We start from the raw sequence: 15,021 nt of genomic DNA, 5'->3' as shown, positions 1-15,021 counted from the left end.
ATTGCAGGTAAGTATCACGGTAATCCTTGCATGTATTACTTAGAAGGAAGCTGTAAATTGTTAAAAGAAAAGGATATTTCAATGAGAAATGGCATTATTTCCTCTGGCCTAGTTTGCACTGCGTTTTTATTGTCTGGTTGTGTCGTTACCGACAAAATTAACAGCGGCTTAAAAATGCTAAGTAATGCGTTTAGCACTCCCACAATAGAAGTATCCCAGCTCAAACCTGCGCGAATATCCAGCACTGAAAAAATGAACCGAATAGCAGTCATTCATGACAGAAGTAATTCAGGCCATTTCTTAGAATCTAACCTTTCAGGGGTTAAATATAATAATTCCGCTTATTTTACTTTGGTTGAACGCGCCGCCATTGATGCTATTTTGAAAGAACAAAAAATGAACGATGGCATATTAACGGATTCAGCAACTCGGATTAAGTTAGGTAAGTTAACTGGTGCCGATACCTTAATTAGTGCCAGCATGTCCTCTAAGGTCGATTCAAGCAGTTACACTGAAGAACGTTCAGAGTGTGTTGAAAAAGGCAGTAATTTTCTTAAGTGCGAGAAAAGCAGGAAATACACTGTCAGATGCTCAACCAAAGTGGCAATTGCTTCTTTAAGGCCTAAAGCGGTATCCATTGAGTCTGGTCAGATTATTTTCTCTAAAAACTATAGCCAAAAAGCTGAAAGTAGCGTGTGTAGCGATTCAGAAAGTGCCCATCCTTCAAATATGGAATTAGAAGGCCGTGCTTTTAGCCAAATAGCCACAGAGCTTAAATATGATGTCGCCCCTTATTTGCTCAATACCGATGTGGATCTGATGGAAGGCCCTAGCTCTAAAGTGCCAGAGGACGCAGAAAAAATGTTTGAGATGGGCATAGATTTCGTCAATGAAAAGCTTTACAAAAATGGATGTACTATGTTCTCTAAAGCCCAAAGTAAATATGCTGATTCCTTGACCATTACCTATAACAATGCTGTTTGTGCTGAGTTTTCTGCCGATGTCGAAATGGCAGAAGCCCTTTATGGTAAAGCTATGATGATGACTGATGATATCGATAAGCTTAAATTGATTATCGAAGGTCAGGAGCGTATTTCATCACGTCTGCAAGATATGCAAAAGTTAAGCTCCTTAAGCGACCGTGGGCATTTTTAATTGATGGGCTTTCAATTACCTCAGGCTAGCTTAAGGCTAGCCGGGTTATTTATCTTTGGCCTTCAAGCATTTAATGCATCAGCATGCAGTTGCGCTAGCTATTATGATGAGCGTCCTGCACCCTCTTGGGTATACGCCCAAGAGGCAAACGCTGACGGTTGGCAAGCATCAGGTGGCTCCATGTGTACTGGTATTAAGCGTATCGATGAGCGCAGGGCTGATACGGATGCAAGAAGTAGCTTGTCAAAATTACTTGGTACTAAAGTTCAAACCAGCGAAATTTCAAAACTTAGCAGCAGTAATCAAGCTTCCTCCTCACGTTTTCAATCCGTATCTTTGCAACAAAGTCAGCAACTGCTAAAAAATGCCACAGTATTTGACCGTTGGGTTGATGCTGAAAACTGCCAAGTGTACGCCGGCATTCGCGTCTCTGTTGCGGATATTGAAGCGGCAAAAATAGCTGAAGAGGCGGACAGAGACAGTAAGTTATTGGCTAAGAATTCCTGCGTTATCGCAAAGGGAGCAAATCCTAAACTTTCATCAAAAAAACTCACCGCTTTGCTTATTCAGCAGGGATTTGTGATTAATTCTGAGCAAAAATGCCAGATAAAGTATCGAATAAATACCGAGCTTGTTGGTGTGGGTAAAGACTTTGTAAAAAGCCAAACTCAAGTGATGGTTCATCATGGGCCTGCGTTACTGTGGCAGAAAACATATCCTGGCAAAGGCGTGAGTTTTAACCAGCGCAGCCAGTCAGAACTTGCCAATAGTGCGCTACAAGACAGCTTATCTCAGTTTAAACAAGATTTAGATCCGATAAAAAACATCAAGGTTGATGATAAATGAAAGGATTGATGGAATTTATATTGCAGGTAGTTACCGGTAATCATTTGCAAAAAGATGATGCAGAAACGGAATCGTCAGGGTGGTTTTCAGGGGTTATACGTTTCATAGTGTTCTGTGCCTTTTTACTTATGGGGCTGGGGAATTGGTCTGATAGTAAGCAGTTATTAACTGAAGCCTATCAAGGGTTTATTACTAACTTTACCCACAAAGTAGAAGATAAAACCATCGCGAATATTCATATTGGCAATTACCTTAAGTATGTTGAAAAATCGGTGGGTATGCCGCAAGTTATCAAGGTTTCTGAGCGCCAAAATGACCTTGAGTATAGGTACTACAAGAAGAATAAATATTTGTTGATACTCATAGCCCAAGAGCAACGTATTGCTGCCATGATGCTGCATACCTTGCCCACGGAGGAGGGTGCATTTGTTGATCGCTTTAATCCCAGCATTCCTTTTACTGATCATAAGCTTGTCAGCAGTAGCATAGATGAGGCTATAGGCAGCAGCAATGAGTTCTTTTTTGATAATCATAATCTTGCTTATTTTATGAAATCGAAACAAATGAGTGCCAAAGGGATGGGGCATTATTTGATTGTAGGGACAACTGAGTATCAAGAGCCTGAGCTGACCATAAAAGGCAAGTTAGATGAGCTTGAAGAAGCGAGCATGTTAGAAGAGCAACAAGATATTGCTGAGCTAACCACTGGCTTAAGTCAGCAGCCAAGCAGCTTTTTTGGCGTATCAGAAGTCTCTCCTGAGATTGTCGCCGATGCACTGCTGACTCAATACGAATTTAATGCTTATTTTAAGGGAAAATAAAATGCGCATCTTAATAGCAACAACGGCGTTACTGGTAAGTGCTCAGCTAGGAGCCGCTGATGACTTTGCCGCATTTAAAGCGGCGCAGAAAAGCGAGTTTGAAGCTTTTTCAGCAAGCTATGTCAACGAATATGAAACCTTCAGGCATGAGTATTTGGCTGAGTTTGATAGGTATACTCAGTCATTAATGCTTGACTGGGCCGACCCAAAGCAGACATCCATGGATGAGCGAATCGTTTATACCGCAGATCGCCAAGCAAGAATTCGTATCGATGATGTTAAAAAGACCTTAAAAATTGAGCAGCTCGATAAGCAGGCTCCGGCTAAAACTCTGGTTAAACAATTACTCGATGATCCCAGTACCAGTAAAGAGTTGGCTAGCATAGATAACGTTGAAGCATTATTAGTTGAGCAGCTGGAAGCGGGGCAATCTGAGCTAGTAACACAAACAAAGGTTACTGAGCATAGGGCCGCAATTGTCGATGCTATTTTGACACAGCAGCAGCAGACCTTGTCATCCTTAAGTCGTGATGAAACCATCAGTGAGGCTGATATCGCTGCTGAAAAAGCTAAGTTGATGTTGGAAACTGAGCAGCGGATTGTAAAACTGGATGAAAAAATAGCTGAAGTAGCTAAAAAAGATCCTAAATACAAGAATATCCGCATTAATCAGATCTCCTTGCCCAATAATTATCTGTCAAATCGGGTGAAGCCTTTTATGCAAGATTACCAAACTCAAGCGAGCTTGCTGTCGATGGATTTATCACTCTTGCTGGCAATATCCCATGCTGAATCCGCATTTGATCCCCAGGCTCAATCTCATATTCCGGCTTTCGGTTTAATGCAAATTGTACCTAGCTCTGCGGGTAAAGACGTGGCTAAAAAATTACTGAAACGAAGCAAGGCCCCGTCACCTGACGAGCTGTTTGATCCTAAAACCAATATTGAATTTGGCTCAGGTTATTTATCGATTTTAAATAATCGTTACCTTAAAGGAATTGATGATCCCCTAAGCCGTAAGTATTGCGTGATAGCGGCTTATAATACTGGCGCGGGTAATGTTGCTCGGGCATTTAACGGCGGTAAAAATAGATCAATTAAAGCGGCATACAAGCACATTAATGCACTCACATCGGCACAGGTTTATAACCAATTAAAAGTTAACCTGCCTTACAGTGAAACTCGTAAATATTTATTGAAAGTGACTCAGTTAGAGCAAGAGTATCAAACAAATATCCATTAATGGATTTAACAGAATAAGGATATAACCATGAAAAAATTACTCGTTATTACGTCGTCAATGTTACTGCTTGCTGCCTGTGGCAGCACGCCAAAGTCGCAATCTACGCCACTGGCGGATAATGATGCAATCCCGAGCTGGGTATTCCTACCAACCAGTGATACAGGGCTTGCTTCATCAAGCTGTGTGGCTTGGGGCAATAATATGTCAGCGGCTAGGGCGCAGGCTATTGCCAACGCTAAAGCCGATATGGCATTGCAAATTGAGACCCGTGCTAAGGTGATGGATAAAACCTTAGAATCACAAAAGCAAAGCGGCACAGAGGTGAGCAATCATTCAAGCTTTACCCAAGTGAGCAAGCAAATTGCTGAGCAGAGTTTAGTTGGCGCCATTCCAAAAGAAATTGCCTTTGCACGTATCGACAATCAAAAGCAGCTATGCGCGTTAGTGACTATGGATAACACTCAGCCAATATTTGATAAATTGATCAAAGAAGCGGGTGTTAAGCTCGACCCTAAAGCAGAAGCTGTATTGTATAAAGAGTTTCGCACCACCAAAGTGACGGCGGAATTAGACGCAGAACTTAAGGCTAATAAATTGTAATCACAGCGATTTAAATACCACTGAATTAACATCAGCGGTATGCGTTGTAAAACGATCAGGCCACACTTTTAATAAAGTGTGGCCTTTTTATTGGCAGCGATTTTTTGAATGGCAGACATTCATATCAATATCTATAAGCAGAGAGTGTTAGCGGTTGTGAACTATTTGGTTGTTTTTTTGTCCTAGAGCCTTAAATTTTATCTTATTGTTAATATTGAAGTATTTTTACTTCTCCAATGTTATCCAATGATTCTAAATACGAATAGTTTGCATTATTCAAATCAATTGGTAGAATCCCCACAAATTTACAAAAATTTACACGTTTTACTACTAATCGGGATGATAATGATGAAGAAAACATTACTTGCTACCGCACTGTTAGGCCTATTTGCAAGCCAAGCAGCTGTGGCGTCTGAAGAGACTCAAGAATTACGTAAAATCATTGAACAACAGCAGAAAGTATTAAAAGACTTAGAAAAGCGTCTCGAGCAAACAGAGCAACGTGTAGAAAAAACTGCCGACGTGGTTGAGTCAACTGCATCTGCTAAATCAGCAACCACTATTGGTGGTTATGGTGAGCTGCACTACAACAACATCTCTGACAATCTGAAAAATACAGATAAGAAAGAATTCGATTTCCATCGTTTCGTATTGTTTGTTGGCCACGAGTTTAACAGCAGCACCCGTTTCTTCTCTGAATTAGAAGTTGAGCACTCAATTGCTGGCGAAGGTAAAAAAGGCGAAGTGGAATTAGAGCAAGCCTATATCGAGCATGACTTTAATGACATGCTAACCGGTAAGGCGGGTCTATTTTTAATGCCAGTGGGTATCATCAACGAAACTCACGAACCAACAACCTTCTACGGTGTTGAGCGTAACCCAGTTGAAAAAGACATCATCCCAGCAACGTGGTGGGAAGGCGGTCTTAACTTAAATATTAAAGCGGCACCTGGTGTAGCCTTTGATACTGCAGTGACTTCAGGCTTGTATATTCCTCAGGGTAAAGAATACAAAATCCGTGATGGTCGCCAAAAAGTCTCTGAAGCTAAAGGCGAAGACTTAGCCTACACCGGCCGTGTTAAGTACACAGCTGTGCCTGGTCTTGAGCTTGCAGCGACTGTGCAATACCAGTCAGATTTAACCCAAGGTGAAGCAGGTGTTGATACAGCATCAGCGACGTTAGTGTCAGCTCACGCTATCTATAGCATTGAAAACTTCACTGTTAAAGCCTTGTTTGCTCAGTGGAATATCGATGGCAAAGAAGCTGAAGCCTTAGGCCGTGATAAGCAAAACGGTTTCTACATCGAGCCGTCTTACCGCATCAATGACCAGTTTGGGGTATTCGCTCGTTACAACGAGTGGGACAACAACGCTGGCAGCAATGCTGATACCAAGAAAAAGCAAACCAATGTAGGTGTGAACTACTGGTTACACGAAAATGTGGTATTTAAAGCCGACTATGAAAATATCGGCGGCGCAGCAGATTCTGACGGCTTTAACTTAGGTGTTGGTTATCAGTTCTAAGTATTGAGCCACAGCTCATGAGTCTTAGAGCTTAAGCAGATAAAACACTTGGGGTGCCTATCAGTTTTCAGTATGATAGGCACCTTTATTTTATGTGTCGTTTTTATTTTTTGCCTTCTTCAAACATTAGGATCTTATGAGATTAATCAGCTTATTACTGCTTGGCATAAGTTTCTTGTCTACTTCGGTTCAGGCCGAGCAAGTTCAATATTTATCATCCCAAGAATTCATTCAGCATGCCTTTGAAGGCGAGCTACCCAAAGCCAAAGTATTTTGGCTCGATGATAAAGCAAAAGCGGTTATCGAAGATATTTTATCTCACAGTTTCAACAAAATGCGTTTGCGCTATTGGCAACAAGATGATGCTAGTGTGTGGATTATGGATGAAATTGGTAAAGAAGCACCAATCACAGTGGGCATACATGTAAAAGCGGGCGCCATAGCGCAAACCAAAGTGCTAGTGTACCGTGAGAGCCGTGGTGATGAAGTGCGCCATGACTTTTTTACTGACCAATTTAAGGCTGCCAAGCTTAACGCTGATAATAAGTTAGACAGGCATATTGATGGCATTACTGGGGCGACCTTATCGGTGCGCGCCTTAACTAAATTATCTCGTATTGCCCTGTGGCTCGATGCTCATGTTAATAAGGCTGAGACGGGCTCTTAATTGATGACCAATCCCATATGACCAAGCCACTATGTCAAGCCACTATGTCAAACGACTATGAGCAAACCACTATGATCAAAAGATTATGACTAAAAGCAGTCATCCGAGTCAAAAATTCAGACGCCAAGACTGGAAGAATCAAGTGCTAAGGGCGCTACGCCCTTGGCATAGACGCTTAGGTCTGTGTAGTGCGTTATTTATTATGCTGTTAGTGGTAACTGGTGTTGCCATTAATCACAGCCAGGACTTCAAGCTAGACACTGCTCAAGTAAAGCAAGCTTGGTTGCTGGATTATTACGGTATTAGTGCACCTAATAGCCTGAGTGTTTTCAGTGTTAGGCCTCAGGTGCTAGTTGCTACAGACACTCAATTATGGCTTGAAGATAAACTTATTCTTGAAACTAAATTGCCGCTACTGGGGGCGATGAAAGTAGGGCAATCATTGTTTGCCATAGACAGTCAGCACGGGTATTTATTTTCACTCGCAGGCGAGCTTTATGAAACCCAAGGCTTGAGCACAGGTTTACCGCAAGGCATAGAAGCCATGACTTATAATGATGCGGGTGTATGGCTTAAAACGGCCCAAGGGCTGTTTTTAAGCGATGAAGAGTTAGTTGAGTGGCAGCCAGCATCGACAACTGTGAGCGCTAGCGCCGATATTGCATGGCTAACTCCCATAGAGAAAACAAATCTTTCCAAGGAGCAATGGCAGTCCATAGAGCTTAATGCCCGCAGCGGTCATTTAACTTGGGAGCGAGTCACGCTGGACTTACACAGTGGCCGCTTGTTTGGGCCTTTGACTGTATGGCTGTGGGATTTATTTGCGCTGGCATTGTTAATGGTGGTGGGCACGGGTTGCTGGATCTGGTGGCGCCAAAGCCCAAGCCGAAAATAATCACTCTATTAACGCAGCCTCTTAACACGCTCTGTTGGCTCGCTATCTTAGGTCATTCGCTGAGCAGCTTCACCATAAAGTATTTACAGCCTGTTTTGGGGTAATCTTGTTGTATCCACTGTACTTGATAGCCTCGTTGCTCATAAAAAGGTTTCGCTTGAAAGTTGAGTGTATCGAGCAAGCACTTTTTACAGCCTCTTTCGACCCCCATAGCTTCAATTTCAGCTAACACTTTACTGCCAATATCCTGCCCACGTAGTGCCTCACTCACCCAAAGTGTATCCAATAATAACCACTCTCCGAAAGAACGTGCCGCAGCGCCAGCGAGCACTTCACCTTGCTCATTAGTGACTTGCACTGCTAAAGGATCGCGGCTGGTGATACCAATCGTATTAATTATCTGGTCATTCAGCGGGAGTTCAAAGGGTATTAATCAAGGCGAAGGCTTGCAGGCATAGTGGTGCTATGTCAAAAGTCTTCAACGCAGAGAAATCCCCTTTGAAACCCGCCCTCGGGAGCGACTCAAGCATTCCACTTCATCGTTGCATTCTTGTGTAAGAATGAGGTTTAAAAGGGAATAACCCTTACTGCATTAATGCGCCTTGAATTGAAAAGCTTGAGGTGCTCTGATAGATCACATCATTAATGTGATTGGTATGACTCCCAGTGAGCCCAATTAAACTCCGCAATTCTTGCGCTTAAAAATGCCACTAAATCCGCTTGTGGATTTTCTAGTCGCTCAATTTTCATATTTGTCGGCTTCTTAGGGTAAGGAAAATACTGACTGAGGTTCCATCCTAACGCCAGCTTATTGGAAACACGACTATTATTTAAAGGCTAGGCTAGCCAATGTAGCAGGAGGGAGATTGAGGCCGCTCAGTGTTTTGACGAGCTTATGGGATCGCAAGCTATTGACATGGGATCCATTTACGCTAGTATATGGCTATCTGGACGTCCAAATGGCTGGGCGGCTAAGTTGATTTATTAATCAAGACGTCGAAGGAAGAAACATTATGGCTTTTCATCATGCACAGCACGCTCAATCATTGAATCAAAGCCTATCGGAAGTGAATGGCGCGATTAATGTGTCTTTCGAGTTTTTCCCGCCTTCAACCCCTGAGATGGAACAGTTACTCTGGAGCTCAGTGCGCCGCCTTGAGCCGCTAAAACCTAAGTTTGTTTCAGTGACCTATGGCGCTAACTCTGGTGTACGTGATAGAACTCATTCTGTAATTGAGCGCATTCAGCAAGAAACTCAACTAGTTGCAGCGCCGCACTTAACCTTAGTGGATGCCAGCGACGAAGAGCTAGTGGAACTAGCCAAGCAATATTGGCAATCGGGCATTCGCGACATAGTGGCACTGCGAGGTGATTTGCCGGCCGGTCAGCCCAAACCGACTCGTTTTGCTGTCGATCTAGTGCGTTTGCTGCGCTCTGTGGCCGACTTTGATATATCGGTTGCCGCCTATCCCGAAGGGCACCCAGATGCGCGTAACGCTCAAGCGGACTTAATCAACTTAAAGCGTAAGATTGATGCCGGCGCTAACCGCGCTATCACCCAATTCTTCTTCGATGTAGAATCCTATTTACGCTTTCGAGATCGCTGCGTCACCGCAGGCATAGATGTGGAAATCATCCCAGGCATATTGCCAGTGACTAATTTTACTCAGCTAAAGCGTTTTGCCGCCATGACCAATGTGTCTTTGCCACAATGGCTGCATCAGCAATTTTCAGGCCTAGAAGATGACCCCGCAACCCGTCAATTGGTGGGTGCTAACGTCGCCATCGACATGGTAAAAGTCTTGTCCCGAGAAGGGGTGAAGGATTTTCATTTCTATACCCTTAACCGCGCCGAGCTGACCTACGCCATCTGCCACACCTTAGGGGTAAGGCCAAAAGTGGCGGTGTGATCTCGTATTGGCTCAGGCGGATATTCTCGCTGCTTTAACTCAGGGTAAGTGATTGTTCTATTTGACAAAACGCTCTTTTTGGCGTGGCGCTGCCGTTTAGATCTACGCCTCAATTAAGAACGTCGCAGTTATTATCTGAATTCGAGAGTAAGCGGGTACGCTATTGACAAGCTTAAGGTTTCACCGCTCTTACTATTGGGTTTTGTAGACTAATGAGGGTTTCTGTTGATTGGATTTCGTCTATAGATTGGATACGGTTAATTAATACGTGCTGTAACCCGTCTATTGATTGACACATAACTTTAACAAAAATACTGTAATTACCTGTGGTGTAATAAGCTTCAACAACTTCTTCTAAGGCATTGAGTTTGGCAATTGCGGCAGGATAGTCACCTGCGCTTTTAAGATTGATACCAATAAAGCAACACACATCATAACCTAAGGCTTTAGGGTTTACGGTAATTTGTGCTCCTGTGATGATACCTGCTTGCTTCATCTTTTCGACTCGAACGTGGATAGTTCCAGCACTGACACTAAAGCGTTTCGCCAGCTCTGCAAAAGGAGTACGGGCATCTTGCATTAAGGCTTCAAGAATCTGATTGTCGAGTTGGTCGCGCTGAAATGCGATATCCACAGTGAATGGCCAGTAATTTGATTAATTATCTATAAATTTACGTCTTTCATTAGATAATAGCCAGTAAAATAACCATTACAATCCGTACTAATACATTAATCATTCTTAATATAACTAGTGTTAATCTTCAGCAGTGATTTCTAAGTTATCTCTGTATGCTACAGAGACAGCTAACCTCAGTGACGAGTCTAAATAAAGTTACTGCTCGCCTTCTGGCTGCATGAATGAAGCATCAGCTTTAAAATGCAAGCTCGCTTGGGAGTAAGGATGGCAAAATGTGAGCTCAGCGGCATGTAATAACAACCTAGGAGCTAGACGTTTGGCCAGTGAATCGGCATAAAAACCATCACCTAAGATAGGGTGGCCTAAGGCCATCATATGCACCCTAAGTTGATGGGAACGGCCGGTGATCGGACTTAATTTGACTAATGTTGAGCGTTTACCATAGCTGATGATTTCAATCAGGGTACTCGATGCTTTACCTAGCTTATGATCTACTTTCTGCCTTGGTCTGTTGGGCCAATCACAAATTAACGGTAAATCGACACGAGTGTGAATAGGCTTGAGATGTCCGGCCACCCTTGCATAGTAGACTTTTTTGGTTTCGCGGTCGTGAAACTGTCGCTTTAACTCTCGCTCGGCGCTGCGTCTAAGGGCGACCACCATTACTCCTGATGTTGCCATATCGAGTCGATGAACTATCTGAGCATTGGGATGTTGCTCCAGCACTCGCTTGTAAATGCTATCAAAGTGAGCTGGGTCTCGTCCTGGAACTGATAATAATCCAGAAGGTTTATTGACCACTAATACGTCTTTATCTTGGTGTAAGACTTCAAGCCAAGGTGTCGTTGGAGGTTGGTAAACAAAATCAGTCATAGGGAGTTAAATAAATAAGTCGTTGCTGTAAATTCATCGGCAAAGATACGCTGTCGAGGTACTAGGTGCAAGCTATCCGCACTTAAGTCTTGGATAATTAATGAAGCTAAGTTTAATTTCTATTAAACTCATATCTTTAATAAGATCAGATTATGTCATTGACATAAATTTAAGTTACATCCAGATCTTGAATTTAGCTTGACTGAGTTCAGGGCAACTGAGTGCAGATTAAATAATGAATCGAGAGGTCACACCCATGATGAAGATAGGTTTTTTTAGTGCTAAGCATTACGATATCGAACATTTTTCTGCCATAAATAAAGATTTTGGTGCTCAGATTGAATATTTTGATTATCGTATTTGCATGCAAAACGCCAAGCTGGCCCATGGATTCGAAGTGGTATGCGCCTTCGTAAATGACTCCTTATGTGAAGAAGTGTTGGTGGAATTGGCCAAGGGCGGTACTAAAATTCTCGCCATGCGCTGTGCAGGCTTTAATAATGTTGATCTTGATGCTGCAAAGCGTTTGGGTATTACAGTGGTTAACGTCCCAGCTTATTCTCCCGAGTCAGTTGCCGAGCACAGCATTGCATTAATGCTGACTCTTAATCGTAAAATTCATAAAGCTTATCAACGTACCAGAGATGCAAATTTTGCCTTAAGCGGTTTGGTCGGTTTTAATATGCAAGGTAAAACGGTTGGGGTAATAGGCACTGGGAAAATTGGTGTCGCCACCATCAAAATCTTACTTGGTTTTGGCTGTAAAGTGCTGGCGTTTGATCCTTATCCAAATCAAACCGTGATTGATTTAGGTGTTAGCTATACCGAGCTTGATACTCTATATGCTCAGAGTGACATCATCAGCCTGCATTGCCCACAAACTAAAGATAATCATCATTTACTTAATACCGCCAGCTTTGCCAAAATGAAGCCAGGAGTTATGGTGATTAACACCAGTCGTGGTGGCTTACTGGATGCATTTGATGCCATGGAGGCCCTTAAAACCGGCAAGATAGGTGCTTTAGGGTTAGATGTGTATGAAAACGAGAAAGGGCTATTTTTTGAAGATAAATCCAATGAAATTATTCAAGATGATATCTTTAGACGCTTGTCAGCTTGTCACAATGTGATTTTTACTGGTCATCAAGCATTTTTAACCGAAGAAGCCTTAAATGCCATTGCGCTGACTACGCTAACTAATATTCAAAAGCTAGCCTTAGGGCAAGTTTGCGGCAATGAGTTGTGCTAATTCAAATAATATTATTAACCTTATGGTGATTTAAAATGAGAGTGATCCAATCCGTGCATGACTTAGTCACTAAAACAGGTCCGATGCGCACCCATGTGTACCGTCCAAACAGTGAAGGCCAGTTTGCGAGTATCATCTTCTATTCAGAGATTTTTCAGCAGACAGCACCAATAGCAAGAATGGCAACCATGTTGGCAGGTCACGGATTTGTAGTGCTTGTGCCTGAAATATTTCACGAACTCAACCCTATTGGCACGGTATTAGGTTATGACGATGCAGGCAAAGATAAAGGCAATCAAGATAAATCGATTAAACCCTTAGAGCAGCACGACAGTGATACTCAAGCGTTAGTCGATTTTGCTTTAAGCCAAACTTTTTGCAGCAATAAAGTCGGTGCAATAGGGGTGTGCATTGGCGGTCATCTTGCTTATCGTGCGGCGTTAAATGCAGATGTTTCTGCCGCATTTTGTTTATACCCAACAGATATCCATTCAGGACATTTACCCAGCCAAGTAGGTAACGACAGCTTAAGTCGTACTAAGGATATTCATGGTGAGCTGGTTATGGTGTTTGGTAAGCAAGACCCGCATGTTCCCAGTGAGGGACGTAACATTATTTATCATGAATTAGAAGCTCAAGGTATTGCTTTTACTTGGCAAGAAGTGAATGCCCAGCACGCTTTCATGCGTGATGAAGATGAGCGCTACGATCCTGCCTTAGCCTTGCAAATGTACACACAAGCCGTGAGTTTCTTCCATCAAGCCTTAAAAGTTTGACGCTATTTACTCCTCCTCATATTTGAGCTAATAAAAAGGGCCAGCAATCAGCATTGCTGGCCCTTTTATCATCTGTGTTATTCAAATTGACTGCTGTTCTTATCTTCTAAGGTTTCAACTGCTGTTGAAGCATCAACCTGTGGACTGAGTTTTATCACAGCTTTTTGAAGCATTAGACTATTGGGATAAGTCATCAAATCTCCCACATCTCGCTTGATAAGCACATGAAAAATACTGATTTCAACGATGACACCTGTTAGGTCTTCATCTTTCTCAACGATACGGATCCTGTCACCAATGCGATAGGGAAATACAAAAAATATCAGCACCCCTGCAGTGATGTTGCTTAAAATAGACCACTGGGCAAACAAGGCGACGCCAAGTACCGCAAAGGCTGAAGATACAAATAGCGAAACCTCTTGATAGCCTAACCCTAAGGAAACTGCCATTACCGACAAAGTCACAAAAAACATCAGATAAGAGATAAGTTGGATGATTAAACGGCTGCGCACTTCGCTGACTTGCTTTTTATTGGCCTGAGATAAAATCCACTTCTTAACCTGATGTTGAGCTAAAAAGAATACCGCTAAATAGCTTAAACTTAATAAAATATGATTCGACATAAACCCGTTGTGCCTAGTGACAAAAGTAAACGGTTATTTTACCCCCTTAAGCGGCTAGATTGTAGCGTCCTCATGTTAGTATTGCCGATTTAGATGAGTGCACTCTTAGTCAGTGCAAGCTGGAACCATGTCAGATATTAAAGTATTACATCAAGCTAACGATCAATTCGGTACAATTTCCGTGATCGATGACGATCATTTTCGCATACTGTCATTTGGTGATAATGATGAGCAAAGCAAGATGCTACGCCTTGCACCTTATATCCCTCAGCATACTTACGTTCAAGCCATGTTGTTATCTCTACTGTTTATCAAACCTAAAAGTGCGATCATTTTAGGCTTAGGTGGCGGCGCACTTATCCATGCTCTGCGTCATTGTGATGCGGCAATTAAATTGACGGCGGTAGAATTAAGGGCTGATGTTATTGACATAGCAAAGCGCTATTTTCAGTTACCCATAGGGAAAAAATTACAGCTTGTTAATCAAGATGCGAATGTGTTCCTGCAAGAGAAACTGCATAAAAAAGTCGATGTAATTTACGCCGATATGTACGTCGAACAAGGGGTGGATAAGAATCAACTTACCGAAGTGTTTATTACGTCCTGCCTGCAGCAACTCAAAACCGATGGGTTGCTGGTGCTTAATTGTTGGAAAGAGCATAGCCGAGACCAGCAATTACTGGCTCACTTAAAAGCGCAGTTTAGTGAGGTATTTGCTTGTTTAACCAATGGTGGCAACTGGGTAGTGTTTGCTACAAATACTCCAGGATGCTTCGAGGCTGCAAATAATAAAGCTGCGATACAGGCCCTTTCACAGCAACTTGAAGTGAATGTAAGTCGCTCACTCAACCGCTTTGGCCCTTGGGAATAAGGTTCACTTTGAGCATGTTTAGCTCAATGTTTCTTCAATAACATAGGTGTTGCCATTTAGCTCTACAATCAGCATGTTTCTACATGTGCATCATGATTAGGTTCTGGCATGTTTATGCCCCAAAGCTTGTTTGTAGTATTGTGATTCGCAGTAAGGTGAACTCGTCCATTGGACTAACGTCCCGACTGACGCCGTCAACACGTCCCTGTGGGCTCGGGCGCAGCATCCCTGCTGCTCACGCACTCGAGCCATTTAGTCCAACACCCTCTCATTAGCCTCAGTGTTGCCATTTAGATAAAAAAATCAGCATGTTTGTGTATATGCATGATGA

The 15,021-nt window shown here is 42.7% G+C and carries 16 protein-coding genes; 12 read left to right on the top strand and 4 right to left on the bottom strand.

Going from position 1 to position 15,021, the window contains the following annotated elements; all coding sequences use genetic code 11:
- The first annotated feature begins 81 nt into the window (after positions 1-81).
- From H5073_RS15790 to H5073_RS15755, 8 genes are all read left to right on the top strand, one after another.
- Positions 82-1,155, top strand: coding sequence for a CsgG/HfaB family protein (locus H5073_RS15790; protein ID WP_182680528.1), 1,074 nt, complete (start codon positions 82-84; stop codon positions 1,153-1,155).
- A 3-nt stretch (positions 1,156-1,158) separates the two neighbouring features.
- Entirely contained in the window at positions 1,159-2,001 is an 843-nt protein-coding gene (locus tag H5073_RS15785; RefSeq protein WP_182680527.1) for a hypothetical protein, read from the top strand.
- Positions 1,998-2,822: an ETEC_3214 domain-containing protein gene (locus tag H5073_RS15780; RefSeq protein WP_182680526.1), complete on the top strand. Its 825-nt coding sequence runs from the start codon at positions 1,998-2,000 to the stop codon at positions 2,820-2,822. Before H5073_RS15785 ends, H5073_RS15780 begins: the two co-directional genes overlap by 4 nt.
- 1 nt (position 2,823) lies before the next feature.
- Positions 2,824-4,065, top strand: coding sequence for a transglycosylase SLT domain-containing protein (locus H5073_RS15775; protein ID WP_182680525.1), 1,242 nt, complete (start codon positions 2,824-2,826; stop codon positions 4,063-4,065).
- Positions 4,066-4,092: 27 nt separating this feature from the next.
- Positions 4,093-4,665: a hypothetical protein gene (locus H5073_RS15770; protein WP_182680524.1), complete on the top strand. Its 573-nt coding sequence runs from the start codon at positions 4,093-4,095 to the stop codon at positions 4,663-4,665.
- Between the two features lie 348 nt (positions 4,666-5,013).
- Positions 5,014-6,189 carry a porin gene (locus H5073_RS15765; protein WP_182680539.1) on the top strand — a complete coding sequence of 392 codons (1,176 nt, stop codon included), beginning with the start codon at positions 5,014-5,016 and terminating at the stop codon, positions 6,187-6,189.
- Between the two features lie 136 nt (positions 6,190-6,325).
- Complete coding sequence (locus H5073_RS15760; protein WP_182680523.1) at positions 6,326-6,856, top strand: FMN-binding protein; 531 nt, start codon at positions 6,326-6,328, stop codon at positions 6,854-6,856.
- Between the two features lie 85 nt (positions 6,857-6,941).
- Positions 6,942-7,751: a PepSY-associated TM helix domain-containing protein gene (locus H5073_RS15755; protein ID WP_182680522.1), complete on the top strand. Its 810-nt coding sequence runs from the start codon at positions 6,942-6,944 to the stop codon at positions 7,749-7,751.
- 52 nt (positions 7,752-7,803) lie between these two features.
- On the opposite strand, the gene H5073_RS15750 is transcribed toward H5073_RS15755, so the two are convergent.
- Entirely contained in the window at positions 7,804-8,109 is a 306-nt protein-coding gene (locus tag H5073_RS15750) for a GNAT family N-acetyltransferase (protein WP_310734260.1), read from the bottom strand.
- Positions 8,110-8,764: 655 nt separating this feature from the next.
- On the opposite strand from H5073_RS15750, the gene metF reads away from it, so the two are divergent.
- The gene (gene metF / locus H5073_RS15745; RefSeq protein WP_182680521.1) at positions 8,765-9,661 is read left to right on the top strand and encodes a methylenetetrahydrofolate reductase; all 897 of its coding nucleotides are present in this window, start codon (positions 8,765-8,767) and stop codon (positions 9,659-9,661) included.
- 172 nt (positions 9,662-9,833) lie between these two features.
- On the opposite strand, the gene asnC is transcribed toward metF, so the two are convergent.
- Both asnC and rluA read right to left on the bottom strand, forming a co-directional pair.
- Entirely contained in the window at positions 9,834-10,295 is a 462-nt protein-coding gene (asnC, locus tag H5073_RS15740) for a transcriptional regulator AsnC (RefSeq protein ID WP_182680520.1), read from the bottom strand.
- A 198-nt stretch (positions 10,296-10,493) separates the two neighbouring features.
- Positions 10,494-11,171, bottom strand: coding sequence for a bifunctional tRNA pseudouridine(32) synthase/23S rRNA pseudouridine(746) synthase RluA (gene rluA, locus H5073_RS15735; protein ID WP_182680519.1), 678 nt, complete (start codon positions 11,169-11,171; stop codon positions 10,494-10,496).
- Between the two features lie 259 nt (positions 11,172-11,430).
- Between rluA and H5073_RS15730 the strand changes: the two genes are divergently transcribed.
- A complete protein-coding gene (locus H5073_RS15730; RefSeq protein ID WP_182680537.1) occupies positions 11,431-12,420 on the top strand; it encodes a 2-hydroxyacid dehydrogenase in 990 nt (329 codons plus the stop codon).
- Positions 12,421-12,455: 35 nt separating this feature from the next.
- Positions 12,456-13,196 (top strand): dienelactone hydrolase family protein, encoded by a 741-nt coding sequence (locus H5073_RS15725; protein ID WP_182680518.1) that lies wholly within the window; start codon positions 12,456-12,458, stop codon positions 13,194-13,196.
- Between the two features lie 77 nt (positions 13,197-13,273).
- On the opposite strand, the gene H5073_RS15720 is transcribed toward H5073_RS15725, so the two are convergent.
- Positions 13,274-13,819: a mechanosensitive ion channel domain-containing protein gene (locus tag H5073_RS15720; protein ID WP_182680517.1), complete on the bottom strand. Its 546-nt coding sequence runs from the start codon at positions 13,817-13,819 to the stop codon at positions 13,274-13,276.
- A gap of 127 nt (positions 13,820-13,946) precedes the next feature.
- Here H5073_RS15720 and H5073_RS15715 point away from each other — a divergent pair, with 127 nt between their 5' ends.
- Entirely contained in the window at positions 13,947-14,690 is a 744-nt protein-coding gene (locus H5073_RS15715; RefSeq protein WP_182680516.1) for a spermidine synthase, read from the top strand.
- The last annotated feature ends 331 nt before the right edge of the window (positions 14,691-15,021 follow it).

This window comes from Shewanella sp. SR44-3 (assembly GCF_014163735.1).
GTDB lineage: Bacteria > Pseudomonadota > Gammaproteobacteria > Enterobacterales > Shewanellaceae > Shewanella.
The sequence above is the reverse complement of the archived record's forward strand: the minus strand, read 5'-3'. Positions and strand labels throughout refer to the sequence as shown.